The organism is Paenibacillus cellulositrophicus (genome assembly GCF_009363095.1).
Taxonomy (GTDB): Bacteria; Bacillota; Bacilli; order Paenibacillales; family Paenibacillaceae; genus Paenibacillus_AQ; species Paenibacillus_AQ favisporus.
This window is the reverse complement of the sequence record NZ_CP045295.1, coordinates 1,106,609-1,131,816: the sequence shown is the minus strand read 5'-3', so window position 1 is coordinate 1,131,816 and position 25,208 is coordinate 1,106,609. Positions and strand designations below refer to the sequence as shown.

The window sequence follows — 25,208 nt, the reverse complement described above, 5'->3', positions numbered from 1 at the left end:
TTGAGTTGAAAGTGAGGGGGGATATGGTGAAACCAAAATCCCAGATAGTGAACATTCCGGTATATGAGCCGGGCAAACCGATTGAAGAAGTCAAGCGGGAGCTTGGTCTCAGCGAAGTCATCAAGCTGGCTTCCAATGAAAATCCTTACGGCGCTTCGCCGCGTGTGAAGGAGGCGGTGCTTGCCGAACTCGACAACATCAGTCTGTATCCGGACGGAGGCGCGGTGGAGCTTACGGCGGAAGTGGCCCGCTTCCTGGGCGTTGAGCCCGGGCAAATCATTTTCGGCTGCGGCTCGGACGAAGTCATCGCCCTGATCTGCCGCGCCTTCTTGGTTTCCGGCGACGAGACCATCATGGCGGATCAAACCTTCTCCGTGTATAAAAGCAACGCCGACATCGAAGGGGCCGTCAGCATTGAGGTTCCGCTGGTGGACGGAAAGCATGATCTTGAAGCGATGCTCGCCAAGCTCAGCAGCAAGACGAAGATCGTGTGGATCTGCAACCCGAACAACCCGACGGGAACGATTCTTTCCGAAACCGAATTGACCGGCTTCCTGGATCAAGTTCCATCGGATGTGATGGTGGTGCTGGATGAGGCTTACTTCGAGTATGTAACCGACCTCTCCTACCCGGACGGAAGCAAGCTCCTATCCCAATATCCAAACCTGGTCGTTCTCCGGACCTTCTCGAAGATCTACGGCATGGCTTCCCTGCGGATCGGCTACGGCGTGGCTCAGCCTGAGGTCATTCAGCTGATCAACCGGGTGCGCGAACCGTTCAACACAACGCGGGCAGCCCAGGCAGCGGCCAAAGCGGCGCTTGGCGATCAGGAATACGTGGCTAATTGCCGCATCGCGAACGCGGAGGGCATCAAGCAGCTGCAGGCTGAGTTCGACCGGCTGGGCCTCGATTACTTCCCGGCGCACGGCAACTTTATTATGGTCAATGTGCGCAAGCCTGCGGTGGAAATGTTCCAATCGCTGCTTCAGAAGGGGATCATCGTTCGCGCCGGATTCGGCAAATATCCGAACCATGTTCGTGTGACCGTTGGATCCGAGGAACAAAATAAAGCATTTATTCACGCATTGGAGCAAGTATTGAGCGAAGATAAGGCCCAAGTGCAGTAAGTGCGAACAAACGAGTGAGGGAACATGAATACAACGAAGATTGCTATATTTGGAGTGGGTCTGATCGGCGGTTCGCTGGCGCTTTGCTTTAAAGGCAAGCCCGGCATAACCGTCGTGGGCCATGCCCATCTCCCCGAATTGGCCGACAAATATATAAACCGCGGCGTCGTCGACGCAGCGACGCTGTCCATGGAAGAAGCCGCACTTGATGCGGACTTCATTTTTTTGTGCGTTCCTGTCGGTATGCTGGAAGAATACCTGGACCGGTTAAGCGCCCTGCCATTGAAAAAAGGCTGCATCATCACCGATGTGGGCAGCACGAAGGCAAGCATCGCACAGGCGGCGCGTGCGCATGATTTCAAGGACTTCTACTTCATCGGCGGGCACCCGATGGCCGGCTCCGAGCGTTCCGGTGTAGAGGCGGCCACGCCGCTGCTGTTTGAGAATGCGTATTATGTGCTGACTCCGCCTCCGGGCACGCCTGACCATGCTTATGACGCCCTGGCGCAGCTGCTGTCATACACCCGCGCCCAGATCGTCAAGGTGGATCCGGTCCTGCACGATGAAATCGTCGGGGCGATCAGCCATCTGCCGCATATCATCGCGGTGGCGCTGGTGAACCAGGTGTGCGATTACAATCATTCCAATTCCTTATACCGGCTGCTCGCGGCAGGCGGTTTTCGTGACATTACCCGGATTGCATCCAGCGATCCGCTGATTTGGCGCGACATCCTGCTGGGCAACAAAAACGTGCTGCTCAGACAGCTCAAGGACTGGAATGAAGGCATCGCCGCATTCGTAGAGATGCTGGAAGAGGGCGATGGACAGGGGATTCAAGAGGCGTTTGCCAAAGCGAACGATTTCCGCAGCGAGCTTCCGGAACGCCGCAAGGGCATGATTACGCCTAGTTTTGATCTGTACCTCGACGTACCGGATACGCCCGGTATTATCGGGAAAATCGCCACAGAGCTGGGGGTTCGGCACATCAACCTCAGCAACATGCAGATCATCGAGAGCCGGGAGGACGTCCCGGGCATTCTGCGCCTGTCCTTCAGGCAGGAACATGATTTGGAGCGGGCCAAGGAACTGCTGCAATCCATGAGTTATCAGGTATCGCAGTAAATTTTAAAACGTTTACAAAAAAACGCTTACTTTAGTGTTGACAAAATGAAAACGTATACATATAATAAAAGTACAGTATGGTTTCTCTCCACTCCTATCCAAATAAATGGCACTTTGTGCAGCCACCCGATGCGGGTGGTTTTTTTTTGCCATTTTTTATTTTGCGGCGATTTTTTTCTATAATCTAGCAACATTTACGGGGCGAAATTCGTCTATTAAGAGATTAGTGATGATTCAGTGTGTCCCAAAAAGCGTTATTATCTCCTTGGATTTGGCAATTCTTCTTGAGGTTCGACTGACTAGCAGGAATTAATATGTTACAATGGAAATGATATATTTGTAGAATCGTTGCCGATTTTGCCGAATACATAGCTTTTTGGACGTTTATACTGCCGCGCGGTGGCGTAAATACCGCAACTTTTCATCACCTGTTCAGTACAAACATATAACTGAATCGAACGGGGATGCTTGTGTACGGTCGAGGAGGTCACAATGGAAATGACGGATTCGCAGATGATACAGGACATCAAGAAGGGCAATGTAGAGCTCTTCTCTGAATTGATGCGCCGTTATCAGCGGAAAATATTGGCTTTTGTATATCATATGCTAAAAAGTTCACATTTGGAGTTAATGGCGGAAGACCTGTGCTCAGAGACGTTTTACAAGGCTTTCAAGAGCCTGCATTCGTTTCGTGAGGTCGACGCGTCGTTCTCCACATGGCTCTATACGATTGCCCGGAACACGGTGCTCAGCGAGCTGAGAAAGCAGCGCAGCGCCAATGTGCCGCTGGAGGAGAGCGGGGTTACGCCGGTTGCGCCGATGGAGGTGGCGCCGGAGCAGGCCATTTTGCGCACCGAGAAGGTGGAGCTGGTCCGCGAGGCCATTAACAACCTGCCGGAAAAGCAGCGATCCGCGCTCATTTTACGGGAATACGATCAGCTCGATTACCAAGAGATTGCCGACATTTTAGGTCAAAGCGTCAGCTCTGTTAAATCTCTTCTATTCCGGGCAAGGTCCAGTGTAAAAGTTCAGCTGGAGCCGTATTTTTACGAGCTGACGTATGAAGAATATGAAGGGATGAAAAGCAAATGAATTGCGATGAGGCTCACAGCCTGTTCGGCATCGTTTTGGATTTGGAAGAAGACGATCCGAGACGGATTGAGCTCGAACAGCATACAGCCACTTGCAGTGATTGCCAAGCAGAATTGGCGTTATGGAAGGAAAGCCGGCTTCTCATGATGGAATTGCAGGAGGAGCCGACGGAAGAACAGGCGGAGGAAATCAACCGGAACGTCATGGACCGTATATACCGGGAATCTCCGTGGCTGATTCCGGATCAGAGCAAACCTTTTGCCGTACCTGCATCTACCCGAAAACGCATGTCCTGGTGGATTGCCGGGTTTGTCATGGTATTTTTGGTGAGCTTTCTGTATTGGGCCATCATGGATAAGCCGTTTGTTAAAGAGACAGCCGAAGCTGTACCTACCGGGATTCTTCCGACCGGCGTTGCGGGTTCGTCCGTGGTGACGGAACAGGTCAGTTATGTGATCCCGAAGACGAACAGCGGGATTATCGAGCCGCTTGTCGCCGGCATGGGTCCGACCCATCCACAGTACTGGATGATTCTGTCGGTACTCGGGGTAGGAATGGCCCTCTTTTCATTGGGAAGGGTCAGCCGTATCAGGAAATAGGTTCTTTCGCATATATATAGAAGAAAGGGGGTACGCGTATGATGATCGGTTTGATCCGCCACGGCCTGACGGATTGGAATAAGCTCGGCAAAATTCAGGGACAGAGCGATATCCCTTTAAATGAAGAGGGCAGGCAGCAGGCGGAGCGGCTTGGGGAAAGGCTGCTTCACGAACCGTACCGCTGGGATTTTATCATCAGCAGCAAGCTCTCCCGCGCGCGTGAAACCGGGCAAATTCTGGCCGACAAGCTCCACATTCCGCTCCTTGAGCCCGATGAGCGGCTGAATGAACGGAGCTTTGGGCAAGCAGAGGGACTGACGGCCGATGAGCGGGAAAGCCGCTGGGGCAAGCAGTGGGATGTGCATGACCTGGGCCAGGAGACGATCGAGCAGATTGAGGCTAGAGCCTTGGCGTTTATGGAGGATATGTGGACGGCTTACCCCGATAAAAACATGCTCGTCGTGAGTCACGGCGGGCTGCTGGCACAGCTGTACAAGTCACTGTACAGGGATAAATATACGGAACGGATTGGCAACCTGTCGCTTACGATCCTGGAGAAAAAGGATATCGACTGGGTGCCGCTCCTCTATAATTGCACCCGCCATCTGGCGGAAAAGAACGGATAACTCGGACAAGCGCCGGGTTATTTTTTTTGCCCGGATCGAATAAAAATTGTAATAATTCCCATAATGGTAGTAAAACGGCGAGGCGATGATGACATGAATTTAGCGGATATGCTTTCGTATGCGGATATCGGCCAGCTGACTACCATTGCAAGCCACTACCAATGCCAGTGCAAACGGAATTCCAAGCATGAACTGATCCAGAGCATCCTGGTCACGCTGAACCGGAGGGAGTTTATCGCGCAGCAGGTCAACACGGTTTCCCTTCAAGATTTACGTTTTCTGAATTCAGTCTTGTTTGACAGCAGATCGTTTTACAGCGTAGAAGATTTGGCGGCTGTCGTCCGGCAGACGACTTTTGACATCCCGGCAAACGAGGTGCATGAGACCCCGAGGGAAGCTATCGCCCGCTATAAGCGCAGCGGCTGGCTGTTCAACGGGATGACATCCAGCACCAAATATCTGTTTCAAATGCCGAGCGATCTGAAGGACCGGTTCCGAGCCGAGCTTGGACACACGCTGAAGCGAAAGATCGTTAAATCCGGAGAGCCTCCGGTTTACCGGGAAGAGCAGGATCTGTGCGCCGAGGATCTGATGTACTTGCTGAAGTATGTGAACCAGCAGGAGATCGAGCTGAATCAGGAATTCGTGATGTACAAGCGATACCAGCAGCAGTTAATGGACATGTTCCATGTCAGCGAGCCCCTGTTGACCAAAGGGGGATGGCGCTTTGGCTACGGCAGGAGCTTCAATGCATACCCCAACCGGATGGCGCTTCTGTATGACTATGCGTTCTACCACAGATATATCGAAGAAAACGGCAGCCGGCTGGAGCTGTCGGGCAAGGGCGCAGAGCTGCTGGAAAGCGGGACGAAAGAAAGCATGGTACAAATTTTCCGCTTTTGGTTAAAACTTTATAAAAGCGCCATACCTAACTTGGCATCCCTCGTCTATTGGACCGGGGAATGCGCCAAGGAATGGGTAACCGCCGCTTCCCTGCATGATGCTTTGGGCTGGCTGATCAAACCGTTTTATTACGACACTGCAGAGTCGATATTAAATGAAAGAATTATCGCGATGATGATGCATCTTGGGCTGATCCGCATCGGAGAAAGTCCGGAGAGCGGCATGGTTCTGAAGATGACCGCTTTTGGACAAAAGCTGGCCAGCAAAAGCCTGAACCTCGGAAGCGGCGAGCTGGAACCGCTCATTGACAAGTCATAGCCGCCTTGTTACAATCACTCCCAAAGTTAAGGGGTGATGAAAACATGCTGTTACCTTACGGCCAGCATCTGCCAAAGATCCACCCGTCCGTCTATGTCGCGGAGGGTGCCAAAATTGTCGGTGACGTTCAAATTGGACAGCAATCAAGCGTATGGTTTAACGCCGTGCTTCGGGGTGATATGGCACCCATCGTGATCGGTGACCGGTGCAACATTCAGGATGGAGCGGTAGGTCACGTCAACACGGACGAGCCGCTGATTCTGGAGGACGACGTCTCCGTCGGACATGCCGCCATCGTTCACGGCTGCACAATAGGCAAAGGTACATTAATCGGAATGGGGGCCATCGTACTGAACGGGGCCGAGATTGGTGAATATGCTTTAATAGGGGCAGGATCTATCGTTACTGAAAACAAAAAAATACCACCCTATACGCTTTCTCTGGGTTCGCCGGCGAGAGTGGTCCGTGAATTAACCGAAGAAGACTTGCGCAGAATGTATCGTACCACTCAAAACTATGTGGACAAGGGTAAAGAGTATAGGATGTTCTAATCAAAGGTTCGGAGGTGCATCCTAATGGATAAGATGAAAGCTACTTATGAAGTCATGTTGGGGCTGGCGGCTGAAATGGTATGGGACGAAGCGTTGCGAAAACACCGGAGCGAAGAGCTTTACCGCGAAATAGACAGGGCTCTGGCATCCGGAGACGAGGCGGCTTTCCGTAACCTGACGGATGAACTGAAGTTGCTTAACTAAGTGGAATAAATGAAAAGAAATGCAGGCATCCATGCTGCATTTCTTTTTTGTTTGGCCGGCGTGCGCCAATGAATTTTACAAATTGCTGACACGGGAACAAGCATATTATAGAATGGAATGGTGAAAAATAATGGAAAGGGTGAACCCTTGAATGAAGTTCAGCGAAGTGGAAGAGGCAACCTGGAGTGAGCTCTCCCCCTATTTCGACACCTGCCTCATCCCTTACACCGGCCTGTCGGGCAAAGAGTCTCCTATAGAAGCGACGGAGGCGCTGGCGCGGCTGCGGGATTTTATGGACCTGGTCGAGATCCCGTTTAAAGGGAGGATCATTACATATCCGGCCGTACAATACGGCCAAGGGGAGGATCTGTCGTTATTGCAGGAAGTTTGTCGCAATGTAAGGGAAGCGGGCTTTGCTTACGTCATTGTCATGACGGCAGACATCGAGTTGATCCAAGGCCAGATTGAAGGCTGCGATTTGGTTCTGTCCCGGAAAGGAATCAATGAAGAAACGGGCGGATCAGGTATAGCAGGCCAGATTAAGGATAAAATACAGGAAATGTGGCAGCGTGACAGCAAGATGGAAATGTGACAGAAATTCAACAATTTAATTGGGTAAATCTTCTTCCGCCTGATAAAAGAGTTGGATATTCTTGACGGTCTTATAAGGCTAATATATTATTATTATGTCCTAGTAAGTCGTGTGATAATAATCATTGAAAGCACTTTAAGACTTGGTTGACAAAGGGGGTTGAAGACATTATGAGCAACCAAAATGAGCACCATGAACCATCTCACAAACCACCCGGTCGTAAAGAAATGTCCCGTCGACAATTTCTGACTTATACATTGGGCGGTGCCACTGCTTACATGGCAGCCGGTGCAGTCCTGCCGATGGTGCGTTTTGCTGTGGATCCGATCCTGCACAAGAAGGGCGAGGGAGAGTTCATTAAAGTTGTCGAAGAAAGCAAAATTACCGACGAGCCTCAAGAATTCTCTTTTGAACTGAAACAGCAGGATGGATGGTATGCAAGCACTGCTACATTAACTGCTTGGATACGCAAGGATGAACAGGGAAAAATCTATGCGCTGTCCCCGATCTGTAAGCATTTGGGCTGTACGGTCGGCTGGAACAATGATAAAAGCTTCCCGGATGAATACCACTGCCCATGCCACGGGGCGCGTTATACCAAAGAAGGCAAGAACTTGGCCGTTGCGCCGAAGCCGCTCGACACTTACAAATTAAAGATTGAAAACGGTTGGGTGTACCTTGGCGGAGTCGAGCCGAATACTGAAGTAAAATAGGAGGCGTAGAATCGGATGTTTAAGAATGTCTACAACTGGATTGATGAACGTCTTGATGTCACGCCGATTTGGAGAGACGTGGCGGACCATGAAGTGCCGGAGCACGTTAACCCGGCGCATCATTTCTCTGCGTTTGTATACTGTTTTGGCGGATTGACGTTTTTTATCACGGTCATCCAGATCCTGTCGGGGATGTTCCTGACCATGTATTACGTTCCGGACATCATTAACGCCTACGCCAGCGTTGAGTACCTACAGACGAAAGTAGCCTTCGGGCAAATCGTCCGCGGTATGCACCACTGGGGGGCGAGCTTGGTTATCGTTATGATGTTCCTACATACCATGCGCGTGTTCTTCACAGGTTCCTATAAGGCGCCTCGCGAAATGAACTGGGTTGTGGGTATGCTGATTTTCTTTATCATGCTGGGCTTGGGCCTGACAGGCTATCTCCTTCCTTGGGATAACAAAGCCTACTTTGCAACAAAGGTTACGCTGGAAATTGCGAATTCCGTTCCATGGCTCGGGCCGATCATTAAGGAATTCTTGCAGGGCGGTACGATTGTAGGTGCCGAGACGTTAACGCGTTTCTTCGCACTTCACGTCTTTTTCCTCCCGGCCGTGTTGCTCATTCTTCTGGTCGGACATTTTATCATGATCCGCAGACAGGGCATTTCCGGTCCACTATAATAAGAAGGGAGGAATATCGATGGCACACGGTAACAATTCAAAAGAAAAAGTGGTGTATGTTGGCGACTCGCGTGTCCGTAAAGGCAACGGGTTCATTACACCGCCGGACTACACGTCGTATCCAGGCAAATCGGAAGCGTTTATCCCTAACTTTCTTTTGAAAGAATGGATGGTCGGTGTTGTTGTACTTGTCGGATTTCTGGTGCTCACCATTGCGGAGCCGGCTCCACTGTGGTTCCCTGCGAACCCAAGTGCATCCATTATCCCGATGCCTGACTGGTACTTCTTGTTCTTGTACCAATACCTGAAATTGCCGTACGCATCCGGAAGTTACGTCGTTCTCGGCACGATTGGTGTAAGCGGTGTAGCGTTTGGTTCACTGCTGCTGGCTCCTTTCCTGGACACTGGCAAAGAGCGCCGTTTTTACCGCAGACCGATCGCTTCCTCGCTGATGTTTCTCTCTTTGATCGCCTGCGTTTATTTAACAAACAGCGCATGGCATCACTACAAAGAAGAAATGGCTGCAACCGGTCAAATTCCGGAGAACATCCAGCGTGAAGAGAAAGCTGCCGAAAACAAGGCAAAAGGACTTCCGACGACCAGCGCGAACCAGCAAAAAGAGATCGCGATCGTCGATAAAGAAGATCCGGCAATGGAATCTTATAAAAAAGCAGGCTGCATTACCTGCCACGCAGCGGATATGAAAGGTGCTGCGGGTCCGTCTCTCCGTGGAGTCGGCGACAAACATAACAAAGAAGACATTCTGAAAATCATCAAAGAGGGCTATGAAGGTAAGATGCCTGCCATGTACGACTCAGCAATCGCTGCAGGCCTGACCGACAAAGACATCGATCATTTGGCAGAATGGCTTTCGAAGCAAAAGGCAGAGCAATAAGCGGCCATACTTATGAAAACCTGATCGTATTTACGATCAGGTTTTTTTAAGAGATCAGAAAGTACGGATTACATACTAAAAACACGATGAACGAACCTCAATAACCCAGCTTTAGCGGCAAAGGGATCGTGGGAGCACAAGGAGGGACAAGCGTGTCGATCGCTTATTTCTGGAGCCGTTCGCTCCTCGGAAACCGGGGATTTTTATGGCTCCTGTTATGGTGCAATCTGCTCGGAACAGTATACGGTTACTATTGGTATGCGGAACAAATGGAATATACCGTGGCGAACAACCCCTTCTGGCAGGTCATTTTCGTTCCGGACAGTCCGACGGCAAGCTTATTTTTTACGATCGCAATCTATATGCTGCTGTATCCGCCTAAGACGAAGTTCGGCTACGGATTCCGGCTGCTGATTGAGGCGCTGGCCGTCGTCACGTCAGTGAAATATGGCATTTGGGCGGTGAGCATCATATTTGCCGGATATGCACAGGGATCCCCGCTGGTATGGCAGGACTGGATGCTGGTCATCTCCCATTCGGCGATGGCCATTGAAGCGCTGCTGTACGTCCGCCTGTTCAAGTTAGGCGAGACGATGCTGATTCCGGCTGCGGCCTGGACGTTCCTGAACGATACGGTGGATTATACATACGGGGTATTTCCTTGGCTGCCCGTTCAGCTGATGGACGATATCGCGAGCGTACAATATTTTACATTCGGTTTGACGCTGTTCAGCGCGCTGCTGGCTTGGCTTGTCATCAGACAGGCAAGGCGCTGACTTCAAGTTCAGTTCTAGGGACATCCCTTCTGCCATACATATACGGTAGGAGGGATGTCCCATGTTACGTAGAGGCACGGCTGCCAGATGGAGCCTGGCGGTCATCATGGTGCTGCTTGGACTCGGCTGCAGTCTATCCTGGGTGGCGGCGGACGCCGATACGCTGTCGGCTGCAGGAGGCTCAGGCGGGAATGCTGAGGCGGTGAAGCAGGCGGAGCAGCTCGATATGCTGGCCGACTCGCTATATCAGCATGTACTGGAAGGTAACATCAATCTCGTCCGGCAGGAAATTCTGCAGGCCAGCGATATATTTGAACATTCATCTTTTCAAGGCTTGACGAGTGTGGAAGGATTTCATGCCTTGTCGGAGAGCTTGGTGGAAATGAAGGAAGCGACGAATCAGGCGCAAATCCAGCAGGAACAATGGCAGACCGCTTCGGCCAAATTCCGGTTGGCCGCGGACAGCTTAAGTCACCCCAAGCAGCCGATGTGGATGCAGTACTACAAGGTGCTTCGTGAGGATCTGAGCGAAATGAAGGCCAGAGCGGCCGCTGCCGACTCCCGGGGGATGAAAGCGGCTTACGAGAGCCTGCAGAACCATTATGAGATCATCCGCCCGGCTGTGATCATTCAGCGTAAGCCGGAGGAAATCACAGCAGCGGATGCCTGGGTATCTTATGCAGGCGGCTTGGTTCAGTCATCATCGTCCTCAGCTGCCGATATTCAGAATGTCGTGACTTCCGGCGAGGAAGTGTTTAACGGATTATTCGGTAAGAAAAAAGACGATAACCCGGCTTTCGCCCCCATTGACGAAGTCAACGGACTGTGGCCGTGGACCTTCTGGGCCGGCTCGTTTATCATCCTGATCCTGACTTATACCGGTTACCGGAAATATAAAGGGGAGCGGGACAGCTTTAAAAGCGTGAAGCCCAAAGAGCTGTAGTTCATATGGGTTACTGGGTCGCATTTGCTGTCCATTGGAAAAGCCCGCCAACTTCTAGAGCTGGCGGGCTTTTTTTGTGCTTCCGATTATTCTTCCTTAAAACCTTCGCCGTGAACGTCATGCACATCACTAATGATGACGAATGCCCGCGGGTCCACCGATTTCACAATATCGTTGAGCCTGCGGATCTCCTGGCGTCCGACGACGCAGTAGGCCATATGCTTGGCCTGCTTAGAGTACGCGCCAATGGCCGGAATCAGCGTAACGCCCCGTTCCATCTCGACCGTGATTTGGTCGGCGATTTCTTGGGCGTGGTCGCTAATAATCGTAAAGGCTTTGGCTGCATAGGCACCTTCCTGGATAAAGTCAATCACCCTGGAGGCGATGAAGACGGCTACGAAGGTGTACAGGATCCGCTCTCTAGGGATGAAGAACAGCGAAGCTCCGATAATGATAATATCGATCACGAGGATGACCCGTCCCATGCTCCAGCCAAATCGCCGGTTGCAAATGCGTGCAATGATATCGGATCCGCCGGTCGTCCCGCCGAAGCGGAATACGACGCCCAGTCCGGCTCCGAGAGTGACGCCTGCATACAGGGAAGCCAATATGTAGTCTCTTTCCGTTTGAAACGGCGTGATCCACCCGGCATCAATCAGCTTTTCGATGAACCACAGAAAAAACGTCAGCGATGCGATCCCGACGCCCGTATAAATCATCTGCCTGCCGCCAAGGATCTTCCAGCCGAGAAGGAAGAGCGGGATGTTCAGTACGAGAGTCGACAGGGACGGCGGAATGGAAAATGCATAATTCAGGAGGACCGTTACCCCTGTAACGCCCCCTTCCATCAGTTGGTTAGGGATAATGAAATAAAGCAGGCCGAAGGCATATACGGCAGAGCCCAAAATGATGGGCAATACGAGCTTGAGCTGAATAAACAACTTGGATGAACTCATGAAATCCCCCGCAATACCAGAAGTAGGAAGAAAGGTTTTTCTTCGCTCCATTCCATAGTATACCTTTTTCCCCGGCGATTAAAAAATATTTGTTTTCATTTCCGCTTTGCGATAACATATGGAGTAAACTAGCGTCCGGCGTGACGTGAAGCATTGTACATACGAAAGAGGGGGACGGTTCGGTATCATGGAGAAGTCATTGGCAGAGATGCAGCGGGAAGTCGACCGGTACATCTCCCAGTTTAAAGAAGGGTATTTCAGTCCGTTATCGATGCTGGCAAGGATGTCCGAAGAAGTCGGTGAGCTGGCCCGCGAGGTGAATCACCGGTTCGGTGAAAAGCCGAAGAAGCCTTCCGAAGCGGATAATTCCATTGAGCTCGAGCTCGGAGATATTTTGTTCATAACGATGTGCTTTGCGAATTCGCTGGGGATCGACCTGACGGAAGCGCATGACAAGGTCATGCACAAATTCAATACGCGCGATAAGGACCGTTGGACGAAAAAGGACACCGATTAGGCGAAATGAACATATGCTGTAGGAAAACCGCCTGAACGGGGGGAGCAGCTATGCAGTCCGAACCTTTTGTCCAAAAGGCTTACCATTGTATTTTGCAGAACGATTTTGAAGAAGCACTTCATTGGTTTGAAGCAGCGATCGCCGAAAACCCCGAGGATGCAGAAATTCATTATAGATGCTCCGTAACCTATGCAAGAAGCAACCGGCTGGATAAGGCCATGGAACGTGCGCTAGAAGCCTCCAGGCTCGCACCCGATAAGCCGGAATACGGTTTGTATGTTCAGCATTTGCAGGCGATGCGCATCGTGCAGGATGCGAAGAAAACGATCGATTCTCCCGATGTAGCACCTGCCAATCAATTGTATGATACGGTATCTATTTTGAAGGAAGCGGTGCGGCTCGACCCGCTCTACGGGGAGGCGTATATTTGGCTTGCGCTTGCCTACAGCCAGCTGAACGAGCACGCGCTTGCCATATCGGCTATCAAGGAAGTCATCGCCCTTCAACCCCATGACCACGGCCTGCAGGATATGCTGGAGCAGTTAAAAGGCCGGCTAAACTCGTATTTATACGATTCATCCACCTAAATAGAATGAACTAAAGTTTATCTCATGTAATGTCTGGATCCCCGGGTCATTTTTCCGTGTCAGAAAAGGACTTTCTTTAGTTCATTCTATAAATCATGAGAAAGTGGGGAGCTAACATGTCAACCATCAAAGTAGCCGTCGCAGGAGCAGCAGGCAGAATGGGCAAGGAAGTCGTCAAACTGGTACTCGAGGATCCCGATCTGGAGCTGGTTGCAGCCGTCGGACGGTCCGGAGAGGGGACGGACGCGGGCACTTTGGCCGGGCTGCCGGAATGCGGCGTGAAGCTGACCTCCGATCTGGAGATGGCACTGGTCGAAGGTAAGCCGGACGTGCTTGTGGACTTTACGACGCCGCAGTTCGCATACCCCAATACGGTCTTGGCCGTAAACCACGGGGTTCGTCCCGTGATCGGCACGACGGGCTTCACCCCGGAACAAATCGAAGAGTTGGACAAGCAGTGCAAGAAGAAGGGGATCGGCGGGCTGATCGCACCGAATTTCTCCATCGGGGCCATACTGATGATGAAATTTGCGGCGCAGGCGGCCAAGTATTTCCCACATCTCGAAATCATGGAATTCCATGGGGATCAGAAGCTCGACGCGCCTTCCGGCACCGCCATCAAAACGGCTGAGATGATTGCCCAGAACCGCCAGGAGATCCGCCAGGGAAATCCGAACGAGGAAGAGACGATTGAAGGCTCTCGCGGGGGATATTATAACGGTTTCCGCATTCACAGCGTCCGCCTTCCTGGCGTATTCGCCCAGCAGGAGGTATTGTTCGGAGGCTTTGGCCAAACGCTGAAGATTCGCCACGATTCCTATGAGCGGGCAGGATATATGCCTGGCGTCAAAATGGCGGTCGAGAAGGTTATGACGTACGAGGGTATGGTTTACGGGTTTGACCATTTTATAGAGTAGTTCAGGAGGGGTTACAACATGCTAAAAATCGCATTCATCGCACATGACCGAAAAAAAGACGAGATGGTCAACTTTGTCACGGCTTATGAGCATGTGTTTGAGGGACACCAGCTGTATTCCACAGGAACGACCGGACAGCGGATTATGGAGGGCACCGACCTGAAAATCCACCGGTTCATGTCGGGTCCGCTCGGCGGTGACCAGCAGATCGGGGCGCTCGTGGCCGAGAATGAGATGGACCTCATTATTTTCCTCCGGGATCCGCTGATGGCACAGCCTCACGAGCCGGACATCAATGCGCTGCTCCGTCTTTGCGACGTCCAGGGGATTCCGCTTGCGACCAACATCGCAACAGCTGAAATTTTGGTCAAGGCGCTGGACCGCGGGGATTTTGCCTGGCGCGAGCTGGTACATAAATATAAGCCGGGTGCTGAAATATGAGTGAACGGCTGGATATTCTGATTTTCGGCGCCCATGCGGACGATGCCGAAATCGGGATGGGCGGCACGATCATCAAGCATGTACAGGCCGGGCTTAAAGTAGGGATTTGCGATTTGACCTATGCGGAAATGTCCTCCAATGGAACGGTCGAGCGCAGGAAGCAGGAAGCGACAGCCGCGGCTGGCGTTCTTGGTCTTTCCATGCGGAGCAGCCTTGGACTGCCGGACCGTGGACTGTTCATCACGCCGGAACATGTGGAAGCCATCACTGCGGAAATCCGCCGTCATGCGCCGAGGGTCGTTTTCGCTCCGTATTGGGAAGACCGCCATCCCGATCATGTAGCCTGCAGCAAGCTGGTTGAAGAAGCGGTGTTCAACGCCAAGCTGCGCCGGTACATGCCGGACAAGCCGCCTGTACAGGTGGAGCAGCTGTATTTTTACTTCATTAATGATATGGGCAGAGCCGATTTGATGGTGGATATTACCGCACAGCAGGAAATGAAGGAACAGGCGCTCCTGTGTTACCGGTCGCAGTTTGAGATAACTCCGGTTGAAGGAGATACGGTGGTTACCCCGCTGAATCAGGGATATATCGAACGCGTCAGATCCCGCGACCGGCTGACCGGCCAGCGCAGGCTCATTCCCTACGCAGAAGGCTTTGCGATCAAGTCGCCTTACGTCGTGGACATGTTCATTTCAGGATCCGAATAATGACCGATAGACAGGACTGAAGTCAAGCGCCCAATCTTTAGGCTTGATTTCAGTTCTGACTTTTTATAAGCTGAAAGAGCGCGCAATCGAAATACCCGGTTGAGCGGTTGTCCGCTGTAAAATGAAACGTCGCCAGACGTTTTTAATATTCTCTGGGTACATAATATAGAGAAGGCATGTAAAGAAGGGGGGACACGAAGCTTGGGTCAATCACTTAAAATTGGCATCACCTGCTATCCGTCACTCGGAGGCTCAGGTGTAGTCGCGACCGAGCTCGGCAAGCTGTTGGCCGAAAAGGGCCACCAGGTACACTTTATTGCCCACAGCATTCCATTCCGGCTGGGAGGGCAATTCCATAAAAACATTTTTTATCATGAGGTCGAAGTCAGTGATTATTACGTATTCCGCTATCCTCCTTATGATTTATCCCTTGCGACCAAAATGGCACAAGTGGCAAATATGCAGCAGCTGGACATTTTGCATGTCCATTACGCGGTTCCTCACGCGGTGTGCGCCTTCTTGGCCAAGCAGATGGTAGGAAGCAACCTGAAGGTGGTCACGACGCTTCATGGCACGGATATTACGGTACTGGCGCAGGACGAATCGTTAAAGGACCTGATTCGCCTGGCGATCAACGAAAGCGATGCGGTCACGGCGGTATCCGGAGACTTGATCCGGGAAACCCGTGAAGTGCTGGATATCAGCCGCGATATCGATCTGACGTACAATTTTGTGGATAAGCGCATCTACTATCCGCGCGATACGTCCTCGCTTCGCGGCGACTATGCCGAACCGGACGAGAGAATTTTGATGCATATTTCCAACTTCCGCCCGGTCAAACGCGTCGGTGACGTTGTGGACATCTTCGCCAAAGTCAACGAGCAGATGCCTTCCAAGCTGCTGTTCGTCGGGGAAGGTCCGGAGCTGCCGAAGGTCCAATGCAAGATCAAGGAGCTCGGATTGGAGCATAAAGTTCACTTTTTGGGCAAGCAGGACGAGATCGCACAAGTCATCTCGTTGGCTGACGTGCTTCTGCTTCCATCGGAAAAAGAAAGCTTCGGCCTCGTTGCGCTTGAAGCGATGGCATGCGGCGTTCCGACGGTGGGATCGCTCGCCGGAGGAATTCCCGAGCTGGTGGTTCACGGCGAGACTGGGTTCCTGTCCCCGATCGGAGATACGGACCAGATGGCCGATCAGGTGCTGCGGTTGCTGTCGGACGGCGATCTTGCCGCACGGTTCCGCGAGGCCTGTCTGACCCGGGCATGCCGGGAATTTTCCGACGCATTGATCACACGCAAGTATGAACAGATCTATTATCGCGTTCTCGGACGCGAGGTGCCCCAGCTGGATGCGGTGTGCAGATAAGAGGTAGTCATTTAGGGGGTCATGGAAAGTTATGAAATGGAAGCAGGCGGATGCCGGGATGGCGGGCTGCGCCGAGCAGGTGCTGTCCGTCCTCGAAGCTCATGGGCATGAAGCGTATTGGGTCGGCGGATGCGTGCGTGATGAACTGATGGGCCGGCCTGTCAACGACATGGATATCACGACTTCGGCCCGCCCTGATGAAGTGACACGGCTCTTTGAACGGACGGTGCCTACGGGGATTGAGCACGGAACGGTCACCGTTCTGGTTGGAAACTACGCCTTTGAGGTTACTACATATCGGGTGGAAGGTTCTTACGAAAATCACCGCCGGCCGGCGGAAGTGGCCTTTGTGCGAAATTTATCCGAGGATTTGCGCCGCAGGGATTTCACGATGAACGCGATTGCCTGTGACCGGCAGGGACGGATCGTTGACCCTTACCATGGTGAAAACGACATTCGAAAAAGCATTATCCGCTGCGTTGGAGAGGCCCGCGTCCGCTTTCAGGAGGATGCCCTGCGGATGGTGCGATGCATCCGATTTGCCTCGGTGTTCGGCTACCGCATTGCCTTTAACACCTGGAAAGGCCTTCTCCTGGAAAGAGAAGGAATTCAGTATATCGCGCTGGAGCGGATTCGGGCGGAGCTCGATAAAATGATGGAGGGACCTCATCCTTATCTCGGCCTGAGCCTGCTGGGAAGGAGCCGATTGCTGGAAAAAGCCCGGGTACCGTTTACATCTGCCACCGTGGACGGTTTCCTGTCCAAGATCGGCGACATCCCTTCTAAGGAGACCGCTGTCAGATGGGCCCTGCTTATGCTGGCCTGCGGCTTATCCGGACAGGAAGCCGGAAATCTGATGCGCCAGTATACGTTTTCCAACGATGCCCGCGAGAAGGTGGAAGCCCTTTTGTTTTTGGACGAAGAGGTAAAAGGGTTGACCCGCGAGACCAATTTCAGGGAGCAGTGGGTAGGTCTGGTACTAAAGTACGGTAAAGAATCTATCCGGCGCTGGCTCCTGCTCTGCTCAGTGCTGCCGCAGGAGAACAGGGGGACGGCAGCGGATGAGCTGCTGGCCCACGGGCTGGATTGGATGGACGAAATGAAGATTTTCCACCTGAACGAGCTCCAGATCGGCGGCTCCGATTTGATCGCGATGTCGGGCAAGAGGGGCGGACCTTGGGTGGGAGAACTGCTGAAGCAATTGCTGTTTAAAGCGGCGGCAGGCATGCTGCCCAATACGAAATTGGATTTGACAGAAGAAGTGAGACGGGTGATGGTTACCGATGAAAAAGGCTGAGACCCTTTTGGATATACTGCTGGATGCGGAAGAATTTGTTTCGGGCGAGGAGATCAGCCGGCGGCTGTCGGTCAGCAGAACCGCGGTCTGGAAACAGATTAACAAACTCCGTGAGGCAGGGTACGAATTTGAAGCGGTTCCTCATAAAGGCTACCGGATTGTCAGCAAGCCGGACCTGCTGGATCAGCAGGAGCTGGCGCAGCGGATACAGTCTAAAGTGATGGGATCGCAGCTGAAAATATTGGGGACGACGGTATCAACGCAGGAAGAAGCGAAAGCGCTGGCTGAGGAAGGGGCGCCGGAAGGCACCCTGGTCATTGCCGAAGAACAGACCGGCGGCAAGGGGAGGATGGGCCGCAAATGGTTTTCGCCTTATGGAAAAGGCATCTGGATGAGCCTGGTCCTTCGGCCCGAGCAGCCGCTCCATTACACACCGCAGCTTACTCTCTTGACCGGAGTGGCGGTGTGCCGGGCGGTCCGCAAGGTGACCGGCGTCATGGCCGGCTTGAAATGGCCGAACGACCTGCTGGTCGACGGGCGGAAAATTTGCGGCATCTTGCTGGAGTCGGCGGCGGAGGACGAGCATGTCCGCTACTGCATTGCCGGCATCGGAATCAGCGCCAACCTGGACCCTGACGATTATCCGGAAGAGCTGACCGGGGTCGGAACTTCCCTGAAGATCGAGGCGGGTGAGCCGATCGACCGGATGTCGCTCATCGCTACGGTGATGGAAGAGTTTGAAATGCTGTACGAGCTGTACCGCAAAGACGGATTTCAGCCGGTCGCCTCGCTGTGGGAGGCGCTGTCGGTAACGTTGGGCAAGCGTGTGTCGATTCAGACGGCACGCGGGCCGATCGAAGGAATGGCCGACGGGCTCGATGCAAGCGGCGCGCTTCGGGTTCGTATCGATTCGGGCGAGCAAATTCCTGTTTTTTCCGGAGATGTCGAACTTAGACGATGAAAATATTATGAACTTTTGGTATAATGACATGTAGAGGCGGTATCGACGAATGATCGAACTGCACTCTGCATGTTTTTGTTTGAAGAACACCCTCATAACTGCAAATGGAATATTGCCGTTACGTTGGATTCTGCTCTGAGCCGGAAGGACCGAGACAGAAGGGACGATCGCAAGTGACCCTTTATGCCCTTTCGGACCTTTTTAGTGACACACTAAAAGGTTTTTTTGTTTTTATCCTATTTTTCACACTCATTCGAAAGGGGAAGAAGCACAATGGCAAACAAACAACCACTGAATATCGTGAAAATGAAAAAGATGAAGGCGGATGGCATTCCGCTCTCCATGGTAACCGCCTATGACTATCCTTCGGCGAGCTTGGCGGAGGAAGCCGGCGTGGACATGATCCTGGTCGGAGATTCGCTCGGGAACGTGGTGCTCGGTTATGATTCCACGCTGCCGGTGACGATCGACGACATAGTGTACCATACGAGATCGGTTGTCAGAGGCGCCGGGCATACATTTATCGTGGCTGATATGCCGTTTATGACCTACCACGGAAGCATCGACAGCACGCTGGACAGCGTCAAACGCCTGATGCAGGACGGTCATGCCCATGCCGTGAAAATGGAGGGCGGACGCGAAATCTGCACCGCGGTGGAAACGATCGTCAAAGCCGGCGTTCCCGTGCTTGGCCACATCGGCTTAACGCCGCAGTCGGTCAACCAGATCGGGGGTTACCGGATTCAAGGTAAAAACGAGGCGGATGCCGCCAGATTGCTGGAAGATGCGAAGGCTCTAGAAAAAGCAGGGGCATTCGGCGTCGTGCTTGAACTGGTAACGGAGGAAGTGGCCCGCTTTATTTCCGAGCAGCTGTCGATTCCGACCATCGGGATTGGCGCCGGGCGGTATGTCGACGGCCAGGTGCTCGTATTCCATGATTTGTTTAAGTACGCATCCCCGTATCGCGACAAGCGTTTTGTCAAAACCTATGGTGACATCGGAACGATCGTTCGCGACGGGATCAGCCAGTACGTTCATGACGTGAAGAGCCGCTCTTTTCCGGATGAGACCCATGTATTTACGGCAGACGATCAGGTCGTCGAGAACTTGTACGGCAAAGGAAAGGAGAAGGTGGGACGCGCATGAAAGCTGTAAGGACGATCGAAGAACTGCGCAGCGGTATACGGGCGCTACAAATAAATTTGGGACCGGAAGCCACGGTCGGCCTGGTTCCAACGATGGGTTATTTGCATGAGGGGCATGCCAGCTTAATCCGCCGTGCCCGCGAAGATAATGGTATTGTCGTCGTCAGCATCTTCGTTAACCCGATCCAGTTCGGTCCGGGTGAGGACTACGAAACTTATCCGCGTGACGAAGCAAGAGATCTGGCACTGGCCGAAGCGGAAGGGGCGGACCTGGTCTTCCTTCCGTCGGTGGAGACGATGTATCCGCAGCCGACCAAGACCAAAATCATGGTATCGGACATTACGACCCGTCTTTGCGGCGCCTCCCGTCCGGGACATTTTGACGGCGTGACGACGGTGGTGAGCAAGCTGTTCAACATCGTTCAGCCCGATAAAGGATATTTTGGCATGAAGGACGTGCAGCAGGTCGCCGTGCTTCAGCAGATGGTACAGGATCTCAACATGAACGTGGAGATTGTTCCCTGCCCGATCGTACGCGAGGAAGACGGCCTAGCTCTAAGCTCGCGCAACGTGTACCTGAGCGAAGAGGAACGCCGGCAGGCGCTTGTGCTGTCACGCTCTCTGAGCGAGTCTGCGGCTGCTGTGAGTGAGGGGACGGCGGTAACCGCCGGTGACATTCGAAACCTCTTGCAGCGCGTCATCAGCCAGTCTCCGCTGGCCGATATCGAGTACGCCGAGGTCGTGTCTTTCCCAGGGCTTCAGCCTTATCCCGATGACGAAGAAATCAGCCGTAAGGACGAGGCCGTTCTGATGGCCCTAGCCGTCCGTTTCGGTCGGACGCGCCTGATCGATAACCGTTTAATTAATCCCAAGGAGGCGAATTGACCGATGTACAGAACGATGATGAAATCCAAAATCCACCGTGCGACCGTTACCGAAGCGAATTTGAATTATGTGGGAAGCATTACGATAGATGAAGATTTGATGGAAGCCGCCGACCTGCTGGAGAATGAAAAGGTCCAAGTGGTGGATAACAATAACGGGGCGCGTCTGGAAACCTATGTCATTCCCGGTCCCCGCGGGAGCGGTGTGATTTGTTTGAACGGGGCGGCAGCCCGCATGGTTCAGCCCGGCGACACCGTCATTATTATATCCTACGCCGTCATGTCCGATGAGGAAATCAAAAGCCACAAGCCGACGGTAGTTTTTGTGAATGAATCCAACAAGCCGATGAACACGATGAGCAAAGAGGTTCATGCCACGATTATTTAAGGACTGGTCATGTATGCGCGGGGAAGCTAAGACAAGGAATGGCAGCCCGGAGCGGGAATGAAAAAGCCCGGGTTAACAAAAAATGAGTTCAGGTGACCGCACTGATTTCATTTTTGTTAAGGTGGGATGCAGCCATGTTTCAGCATGTATTCGCGGAAATGAACAACATGTTAGACGAAATCGTGAAACATTACCCCACAGCGCAGGAGGCCCAAAAGCATCAGCTGATCCAAAAGTGGAATTTGCTCAAAACGATGAGCGACGGCATCATAGAAGAATGGTTGTCTTTTGAAGAGAAAATGGGCGCTTTCCGGGAGCAGGCCAAGATCGCGCCTGTATTTCCGCAGCATGAAACGCCCGAGGTCGAGATGGATTCCTTTATCCGGGGGCAGGGATATTTCAAGCTGCTGATGTACAGGCAGGCGGCCCAGCAGTTTGACCAGGTGATCCTCGAATTCCCCGACAGCTTTTTGGCCCGGATGTACTTGGCTATGGCGTATTTGCACCTGGAGGAGCCGGCGGAAGCCCGCCATCATTTCCAGTGGATTCTGCCGCTTGCCCAGCATCCCAAGCTGAAGGCGATGGTGCTGAATGCGCTTGGCTGTGTCGAGGCGATGCAAGGGCAGCTTGGCAAGGCCCAGGATTATTTTACGCTGGCGCTTTCGCATGATCCCTCGTTCCCGGATCCGCTAATGAATCTGCAGGTTTGCCAGCAACAGTGCGGTCAGCTTCAGTATGGAAGCCAGTTAATATCGCTGATGTAATGCATGTGAGAAGACGATGCCCGCTGCACGGAAAGCGCCGGGTGTCGTCTTTTTCTATAGAACCGGAAGTTCAAGTTTTTCCTTCCTTGAATTTTCAAATGTGAAATCTTCTGTTATGCTGTTAAGGAGACTGGACGAAAGGATTTAGGAATCATGAAATTTGCCGTACTTGACTTCGAAACGACAGGCAACCAGTCCGCAGACGAAATTATTCAAGTTGGACTTGCCATTATAGAAGAGGATGGGACGATTTCAAAGGTGTATGGCTCTTATGTCAACCCGGGTATCGAAATCCCTCCGTTTATTACGGGACTTACCGGCATTACGAATGAGGATGTGGCCGCAGCTCCGGTCCTGGAAGAAATGATGATGGAGCTCGTGCCGCTGCTCGACGACGTGGTCCTGGTGGGGCATAATGTAGCATTCGATTTTAATTTTTTGCAAAACGCACTCGACCGGTGCGGCTATTTGCCGTTCTCTGGGCGGATTTTGGACACGCTCGACCTGCTCAAAATATGCTTCCCTTCGCTGACTTCCTATCAGCTCAGCATGGTGACCGGACACTTCGGTCTTCAGCATGACCGGCCGCATCAGGCCGACAGCGACGCTTTGGCGACGGCATACGTTCTGCTGAAGTGCCTGGATGAGCTGAACGGCCTGCCGTTGATTACGCTGCAGCGGCTGGCCGAGCTGTTTTCCGATGAGGACAGCGACCTCGGCTGGTATTTCGACGGCCTCTGCCAGGAAAAGGAGCGGGAACCCGCTCAAGATCTGAACAGCCACACCTTTTACCGCCAGCTGGCGCTGAAGGTGGATGACTGGACCGAAATGGCCCCGCCGCGCGACGAAGTGGACGACAATCCGCTCAAAGGCGTCGAGTTTAAGGAATATTTGGCCGAGATCGAAAAACGGCTGCGCGATATTATGCCTCATTACGAGGAACGTGAGCCGCAGACGATCATGTTCGACCAGGTGATGAAAGCGCTGGATCAGGACAAGCATCTGCTGATCGAAGCCGGGACGGGGACGGGCAAGTCGCTCGGCTACCTGATCCCCTCGATTTATCAGAGCGTGAAGCAGGACCAGAAGGTGATGGTCAGCACGCATACGATCAACCTGCAGGAGCAGCTCCGGGAGCGGGATATCCCACTCTTAACGCAGGTCGTTCCATTTCCTTTCAAGGCAGCCGTGTTCAAGGGCAGACAGCACTATTTGTGTTTGAGAAAATTTGAACATAAAATAAACAGAAGAGACTTTATCAATCCGAAGGAAGACACCATCACAGCCGCCCAGATGATCGTCTGGCTCGCCCAGACCGAATCGGGTGATGACGAGGAGCTGAGCCTCGGCGGCCGTGCGGGAGACTTCTGGGAGACCGTAAGCAGCGACTCGGACTCCTGTCAGGGACGTGCCTGCCCTTGGTTCCGCAAGTGCTATTACCACCGGGCCAAGCATGAAGCCGGAATCGCGGATGTCGTCATAACGAACCATTCCAAGCTGTTTACGGACGTCAAGGCAGGCCATCAGCTGCTGCCATCCTACGAGCGGCTCGTGATCGACGAAGCCCATCACCTGGAAGACGTTGCCGGCAAGCATCTCGGTCTTCATTTGAAGTACTTTACGGTCGTCCATACGCTGACACGGCTCTATAAGGACGCCCGGAGCGGGCAGCTGCCTGCGCTTCGCCAGCTGCTTCAATCGTCGGCCTATGAGCAGGCCGGTGAATGGACCGCCGTTATCGACCGGATGAGCGAGGATTTGGTCGATGTCAAAGAGCACTGGGACAAGCTGAGCGAATTGCTCTTCGGCCTGCTTCCGGAAAGGAGCGACGCTGCTCCCGGCGACGGCGGCCAGTATACGCTGCGCCTTCAGCCGGGGAAAAAGCCGAAAGAGTGGGAGACGCTGGCGGCGCTCGAAAACCAGATCTTTGTCACGGTAGGGGAAATCGTCCGCAAAGGCGAAAAGATGCTGTCCGAATACAAGGAGGAGCAGGATGATTACGGTTCCGACAGCCTGATCACCGATATCGGCGGGCTGCTCAAGGACCTCAGCTCCGAGCGGGAGAATCTCCGGTTCTTTATGACGCTGAACGACGAAACCGTCGTGTACTGGATGGAAGCGAGCGGCCATTTCCGCAGCAAATCGCTCCAGCTGTACGCTGTTCCGGTTGACGTCAGCAAGCAGCTCAAGGAGCTGTTTTTTGATAAGAAAAAGAGCGTCATCCTGACGTCCGCCACCTTATCCGTAGATAAATCGTTCCAGTATATGATCGATAACCTTGGACTGCAGGAGGACCAGGACAGCGGACGCCTTGTGACGGTCCAGCTTCCGTCCCCGTTCCGGTACAGGGACCAGGCGCTGCTCGTCATTCCGCGGGATTTTCCAAGCGTGAAGGGAAGCGTGGGGGACGCCCTGTTTGTCGAAACGCTGGCCCGCTCACTCGCGGACGCCGCGATCGCGACCCACGGCCGGATGCTGGTGCTGTTTACCTCGTACCGCATGCTGCGCCAGGTATACGAGCCGCTGAAAGAAGCCCTTGCACAAAGCGACATCGCCGTGCTTGGACAGGGCGTAGACAGCGGCAGCCGCACGAAGCTGATCCGGCGGTTTACGGACAGCAGCGCTTCGGTACTGCTTGGAACGAGCAGCTTCTGGGAAGGCGTGGACATCCCAGGTGAAGCGCTGACGTGCCTGGCCATCGTCCGGCTCCCGTTCCAGCCGCCGAACCATCCGCTGGTGGAAGCGAAGAGCGAGCTGCTGCAGCGCCAGAAGAAGAACCCGTTCATGAAGCTGTCGGTCCCGCAGGCCGTCATCCGCTTCAAGCAGGGCTTCGGGCGGCTGGTCCGCACCGCCCATGACCGGGGCATCGTCATCGTATACGATACGCGCGTCATCGAATCGTATTACGGGAAGTACTTCCTGTACTCGCTGCCTGGACCGAAAATGGAGCATATGCAGACAGACCAGATGGTTCCGCGCATCTCTGAATGGCTTCATCAGGACGGTGTGTCTTAAATGAGTCCATTAGATAGAATGAACTAAAGCGGTTAGAACAGGAAGTTCAATGCAAAACTTTAGTTCAATCTATATAACCAAATAAATATTCAAGCCGTTCAATAGGGGGAACA

At 53.0% G+C, this 25,208-nt stretch carries 28 protein-coding genes; 27 read left to right on the top strand and 1 reads right to left on the bottom strand.

Annotated features, from left to right (window positions below; genetic code table 11):
- Positions 1–26: 26 nt before the first annotated feature.
- The 14 genes from hisC (at position 27) to GCU45_RS04985 (ending at position 11,148) form a co-directional block, all read left to right on the top strand.
- A complete protein-coding gene (gene hisC / locus GCU45_RS05050; RefSeq protein WP_116229701.1) occupies positions 27–1,127 on the top strand; it encodes a histidinol-phosphate transaminase in 1,101 nt (366 codons plus the stop codon).
- Positions 1,128–1,151: 24 nt separating this feature from the next.
- Positions 1,152–2,249, top strand: a complete 1,098-nt coding sequence (locus tag GCU45_RS05045; RefSeq protein WP_152398290.1) for a prephenate dehydrogenase — start codon at positions 1,152–1,154, stop codon at positions 2,247–2,249.
- A gap of 498 nt (positions 2,250–2,747) precedes the next feature.
- Complete coding sequence (locus GCU45_RS05040) at positions 2,748–3,341, top strand: RNA polymerase sigma factor (RefSeq protein WP_076170192.1); 594 nt, start codon at positions 2,748–2,750, stop codon at positions 3,339–3,341.
- Positions 3,338–3,940: an anti-sigma factor gene (locus tag GCU45_RS05035; RefSeq protein WP_152398289.1), complete on the top strand. Its 603-nt coding sequence runs from the start codon at positions 3,338–3,340 to the stop codon at positions 3,938–3,940. The genes GCU45_RS05040 and GCU45_RS05035 overlap by 4 nt, the downstream gene beginning before the upstream one ends.
- Positions 3,941–3,978: 38 nt before the next feature.
- Positions 3,979–4,566 carry a histidine phosphatase family protein gene (locus GCU45_RS05030; RefSeq protein WP_145158489.1) on the top strand — a complete coding sequence of 196 codons (588 nt, stop codon included), beginning with the start codon at positions 3,979–3,981 and terminating at the stop codon, positions 4,564–4,566.
- Between the two features lie 93 nt (positions 4,567–4,659).
- Positions 4,660–5,787 (top strand): hypothetical protein, encoded by a 1,128-nt coding sequence (locus GCU45_RS05025; RefSeq protein ID WP_152398288.1) that lies wholly within the window; start codon positions 4,660–4,662, stop codon positions 5,785–5,787.
- A gap of 44 nt (positions 5,788–5,831) precedes the next feature.
- The gene (locus GCU45_RS05020; protein WP_089548041.1) at positions 5,832–6,338 is read left to right on the top strand and encodes a gamma carbonic anhydrase family protein; all 507 of its coding nucleotides are present in this window, start codon (positions 5,832–5,834) and stop codon (positions 6,336–6,338) included.
- 24 nt (positions 6,339–6,362) lie between these two features.
- Positions 6,363–6,542, top strand: coding sequence for an IDEAL domain-containing protein (locus tag GCU45_RS05015; RefSeq protein ID WP_076170113.1), 180 nt, complete (start codon positions 6,363–6,365; stop codon positions 6,540–6,542).
- Positions 6,543–6,693: 151 nt separating this feature from the next.
- Positions 6,694–7,134 carry a DUF2487 family protein gene (locus GCU45_RS05010; RefSeq protein ID WP_152398287.1) on the top strand — a complete coding sequence of 147 codons (441 nt, stop codon included), beginning with the start codon at positions 6,694–6,696 and terminating at the stop codon, positions 7,132–7,134.
- A 170-nt stretch (positions 7,135–7,304) separates the two neighbouring features.
- A complete protein-coding gene (locus GCU45_RS05005) occupies positions 7,305–7,847 on the top strand; it encodes a Rieske (2Fe-2S) protein (RefSeq protein ID WP_181908922.1) in 543 nt (180 codons plus the stop codon).
- A gap of 15 nt (positions 7,848–7,862) precedes the next feature.
- Positions 7,863–8,534, top strand: coding sequence for a menaquinol-cytochrome c reductase cytochrome b subunit (qcrB, locus tag GCU45_RS05000; RefSeq protein WP_076170115.1), 672 nt, complete (start codon positions 7,863–7,865; stop codon positions 8,532–8,534).
- A 19-nt stretch (positions 8,535–8,553) separates the two neighbouring features.
- The gene (locus GCU45_RS04995; RefSeq protein WP_152398286.1) at positions 8,554–9,429 is read left to right on the top strand and encodes a menaquinol-cytochrome c reductase cytochrome b/c subunit; all 876 of its coding nucleotides are present in this window, start codon (positions 8,554–8,556) and stop codon (positions 9,427–9,429) included.
- Positions 9,430–9,581: 152 nt separating this feature from the next.
- Entirely contained in the window at positions 9,582–10,205 is a 624-nt protein-coding gene (locus tag GCU45_RS04990; RefSeq protein WP_105444696.1) for a DUF1405 domain-containing protein, read from the top strand.
- 61 nt (positions 10,206–10,266) lie between these two features.
- Positions 10,267–11,148 carry a sporulation protein YpjB gene (locus tag GCU45_RS04985; protein ID WP_152398285.1) on the top strand — a complete coding sequence of 294 codons (882 nt, stop codon included), beginning with the start codon at positions 10,267–10,269 and terminating at the stop codon, positions 11,146–11,148.
- Between the two features lie 86 nt (positions 11,149–11,234).
- Here GCU45_RS04985 and GCU45_RS04980 read toward each other — a convergent pair whose 3' ends face one another.
- Positions 11,235–12,104: a YitT family protein gene (locus tag GCU45_RS04980; RefSeq protein WP_145947635.1), complete on the bottom strand. Its 870-nt coding sequence runs from the start codon at positions 12,102–12,104 to the stop codon at positions 11,235–11,237.
- A 187-nt stretch (positions 12,105–12,291) separates the two neighbouring features.
- Between GCU45_RS04980 and GCU45_RS04975 the strand changes: the two genes are divergently transcribed.
- From GCU45_RS04975 to dinG, 13 genes are all read left to right on the top strand, one after another.
- Positions 12,292–12,621: a nucleotide pyrophosphohydrolase gene (locus tag GCU45_RS04975; RefSeq protein ID WP_076170120.1), complete on the top strand. Its 330-nt coding sequence runs from the start codon at positions 12,292–12,294 to the stop codon at positions 12,619–12,621.
- Between the two features lie 50 nt (positions 12,622–12,671).
- A complete protein-coding gene (locus GCU45_RS04970) occupies positions 12,672–13,208 on the top strand; it encodes a tetratricopeptide repeat protein (RefSeq protein ID WP_152398284.1) in 537 nt (178 codons plus the stop codon).
- A gap of 116 nt (positions 13,209–13,324) precedes the next feature.
- Complete coding sequence (gene dapB / locus GCU45_RS04965) at positions 13,325–14,125, top strand: 4-hydroxy-tetrahydrodipicolinate reductase (protein ID WP_152398283.1); 801 nt, start codon at positions 13,325–13,327, stop codon at positions 14,123–14,125.
- Between the two features lie 18 nt (positions 14,126–14,143).
- Positions 14,144–14,566, top strand: a complete 423-nt coding sequence (gene mgsA, locus GCU45_RS04960; protein WP_116229712.1) for a methylglyoxal synthase — start codon at positions 14,144–14,146, stop codon at positions 14,564–14,566.
- Positions 14,563–15,276: a bacillithiol biosynthesis deacetylase BshB1 gene (bshB1, locus tag GCU45_RS04955; RefSeq protein WP_152398282.1), complete on the top strand. Its 714-nt coding sequence runs from the start codon at positions 14,563–14,565 to the stop codon at positions 15,274–15,276. Before mgsA ends, bshB1 begins: the two co-directional genes overlap by 4 nt.
- A 201-nt stretch (positions 15,277–15,477) precedes the next feature.
- On the top strand, positions 15,478–16,641 hold the full coding sequence (bshA, locus tag GCU45_RS04950) for an N-acetyl-alpha-D-glucosaminyl L-malate synthase BshA (RefSeq protein WP_152398281.1): 1,164 nt from the start codon (positions 15,478–15,480) through the stop codon (positions 16,639–16,641).
- Positions 16,642–16,672: 31 nt separating this feature from the next.
- Positions 16,673–17,938, top strand: coding sequence for a CCA tRNA nucleotidyltransferase (locus GCU45_RS04945; protein ID WP_152398280.1), 1,266 nt, complete (start codon positions 16,673–16,675; stop codon positions 17,936–17,938).
- Complete coding sequence (locus GCU45_RS04940) at positions 17,925–18,899, top strand: biotin--[acetyl-CoA-carboxylase] ligase (protein ID WP_152398279.1); 975 nt, start codon at positions 17,925–17,927, stop codon at positions 18,897–18,899. Before GCU45_RS04945 ends, GCU45_RS04940 begins: the two co-directional genes overlap by 14 nt.
- 273 nt (positions 18,900–19,172) lie before the next feature.
- Entirely contained in the window at positions 19,173–20,045 is an 873-nt protein-coding gene (panB, locus tag GCU45_RS04935; protein WP_152398278.1) for a 3-methyl-2-oxobutanoate hydroxymethyltransferase, read from the top strand.
- Positions 20,042–20,929, top strand: a complete 888-nt coding sequence (gene panC / locus GCU45_RS04930) for a pantoate--beta-alanine ligase (protein WP_152398277.1) — start codon at positions 20,042–20,044, stop codon at positions 20,927–20,929. Before panB ends, panC begins: the two co-directional genes overlap by 4 nt.
- 3 nt (positions 20,930–20,932) lie before the next feature.
- Positions 20,933–21,316, top strand: a complete 384-nt coding sequence (gene panD / locus GCU45_RS04925; protein ID WP_076170868.1) for an aspartate 1-decarboxylase — start codon at positions 20,933–20,935, stop codon at positions 21,314–21,316.
- Between the two features lie 134 nt (positions 21,317–21,450).
- A complete protein-coding gene (locus tag GCU45_RS04920; RefSeq protein WP_152398276.1) occupies positions 21,451–22,080 on the top strand; it encodes a tetratricopeptide repeat protein in 630 nt (209 codons plus the stop codon).
- A gap of 153 nt (positions 22,081–22,233) precedes the next feature.
- A complete protein-coding gene (gene dinG / locus GCU45_RS04915) occupies positions 22,234–25,095 on the top strand; it encodes an ATP-dependent DNA helicase DinG (protein ID WP_152398275.1) in 2,862 nt (953 codons plus the stop codon).
- The last annotated feature ends 113 nt before the right edge of the window (positions 25,096–25,208 follow it).

What these genes read in the sequence shown, in the direction of transcription:
- GCU45_RS05035 (WP_152398289.1), top strand. Translation starts at nt 3,338, where the DNA reads ATGAATTGCGATGAGGCTCACAGCCTGTTCGGCATCGTTTTGGATTTG.
- bshB1 (WP_152398282.1), top strand. Translation starts at nt 14,563, where the DNA reads ATGAGTGAACGGCTGGATATTCTGATTTTCGGCGCCCATGCGGACGAT.
- GCU45_RS05020 (WP_089548041.1), top strand. Translation starts at nt 5,832, where the DNA reads ATGCTGTTACCTTACGGCCAGCATCTGCCAAAGATCCACCCGTCCGTC.
- mgsA (WP_116229712.1), top strand. Translation starts at nt 14,144, where the DNA reads ATGCTAAAAATCGCATTCATCGCACATGACCGAAAAAAAGACGAGATG.
- GCU45_RS04940 (WP_152398279.1), top strand. Translation starts at nt 17,925, where the DNA reads ATGAAAAAGGCTGAGACCCTTTTGGATATACTGCTGGATGCGGAAGAA.
- GCU45_RS04995 (WP_152398286.1), top strand. Translation starts at nt 8,554, where the DNA reads ATGGCACACGGTAACAATTCAAAAGAAAAAGTGGTGTATGTTGGCGAC.
- GCU45_RS05005 (WP_181908922.1), top strand. Translation starts at nt 7,305, where the DNA reads ATGAGCAACCAAAATGAGCACCATGAACCATCTCACAAACCACCCGGT.
- panB (WP_152398278.1), top strand. Translation starts at nt 19,173, where the DNA reads ATGGCAAACAAACAACCACTGAATATCGTGAAAATGAAAAAGATGAAG.
- GCU45_RS05045 (WP_152398290.1), top strand. Translation starts at nt 1,152, where the DNA reads ATGAATACAACGAAGATTGCTATATTTGGAGTGGGTCTGATCGGCGGT.
- GCU45_RS04980 (WP_145947635.1), bottom strand. Translation starts at nt 12,104, where the DNA reads ATGAGTTCATCCAAGTTGTTTATTCAGCTCAAGCTCGTATTGCCCATC.
- qcrB (WP_076170115.1), top strand. Translation starts at nt 7,863, where the DNA reads ATGTTTAAGAATGTCTACAACTGGATTGATGAACGTCTTGATGTCACG.
- GCU45_RS04920 (WP_152398276.1), top strand. Translation starts at nt 21,451, where the DNA reads ATGTTTCAGCATGTATTCGCGGAAATGAACAACATGTTAGACGAAATC.
- panD (WP_076170868.1), top strand. Translation starts at nt 20,933, where the DNA reads ATGTACAGAACGATGATGAAATCCAAAATCCACCGTGCGACCGTTACC.
- dinG (WP_152398275.1), top strand. Translation starts at nt 22,234, where the DNA reads ATGAAATTTGCCGTACTTGACTTCGAAACGACAGGCAACCAGTCCGCA.
- GCU45_RS05040 (WP_076170192.1), top strand. Translation starts at nt 2,748, where the DNA reads ATGACGGATTCGCAGATGATACAGGACATCAAGAAGGGCAATGTAGAG.
- GCU45_RS04985 (WP_152398285.1), top strand. Translation starts at nt 10,267, where the DNA reads ATGTTACGTAGAGGCACGGCTGCCAGATGGAGCCTGGCGGTCATCATG.
- GCU45_RS05015 (WP_076170113.1), top strand. Translation starts at nt 6,363, where the DNA reads ATGGATAAGATGAAAGCTACTTATGAAGTCATGTTGGGGCTGGCGGCT.
- GCU45_RS04975 (WP_076170120.1), top strand. Translation starts at nt 12,292, where the DNA reads ATGGAGAAGTCATTGGCAGAGATGCAGCGGGAAGTCGACCGGTACATC.
- GCU45_RS04970 (WP_152398284.1), top strand. Translation starts at nt 12,672, where the DNA reads ATGCAGTCCGAACCTTTTGTCCAAAAGGCTTACCATTGTATTTTGCAG.
- panC (WP_152398277.1), top strand. Translation starts at nt 20,042, where the DNA reads ATGAAAGCTGTAAGGACGATCGAAGAACTGCGCAGCGGTATACGGGCG.
- GCU45_RS05010 (WP_152398287.1), top strand. Translation starts at nt 6,694, where the DNA reads ATGAAGTTCAGCGAAGTGGAAGAGGCAACCTGGAGTGAGCTCTCCCCC.
- dapB (WP_152398283.1), top strand. Translation starts at nt 13,325, where the DNA reads ATGTCAACCATCAAAGTAGCCGTCGCAGGAGCAGCAGGCAGAATGGGC.
- GCU45_RS05030 (WP_145158489.1), top strand. Translation starts at nt 3,979, where the DNA reads ATGATGATCGGTTTGATCCGCCACGGCCTGACGGATTGGAATAAGCTC.
- GCU45_RS04945 (WP_152398280.1), top strand. Translation starts at nt 16,673, where the DNA reads ATGAAATGGAAGCAGGCGGATGCCGGGATGGCGGGCTGCGCCGAGCAG.
- GCU45_RS05025 (WP_152398288.1), top strand. Translation starts at nt 4,660, where the DNA reads ATGAATTTAGCGGATATGCTTTCGTATGCGGATATCGGCCAGCTGACT.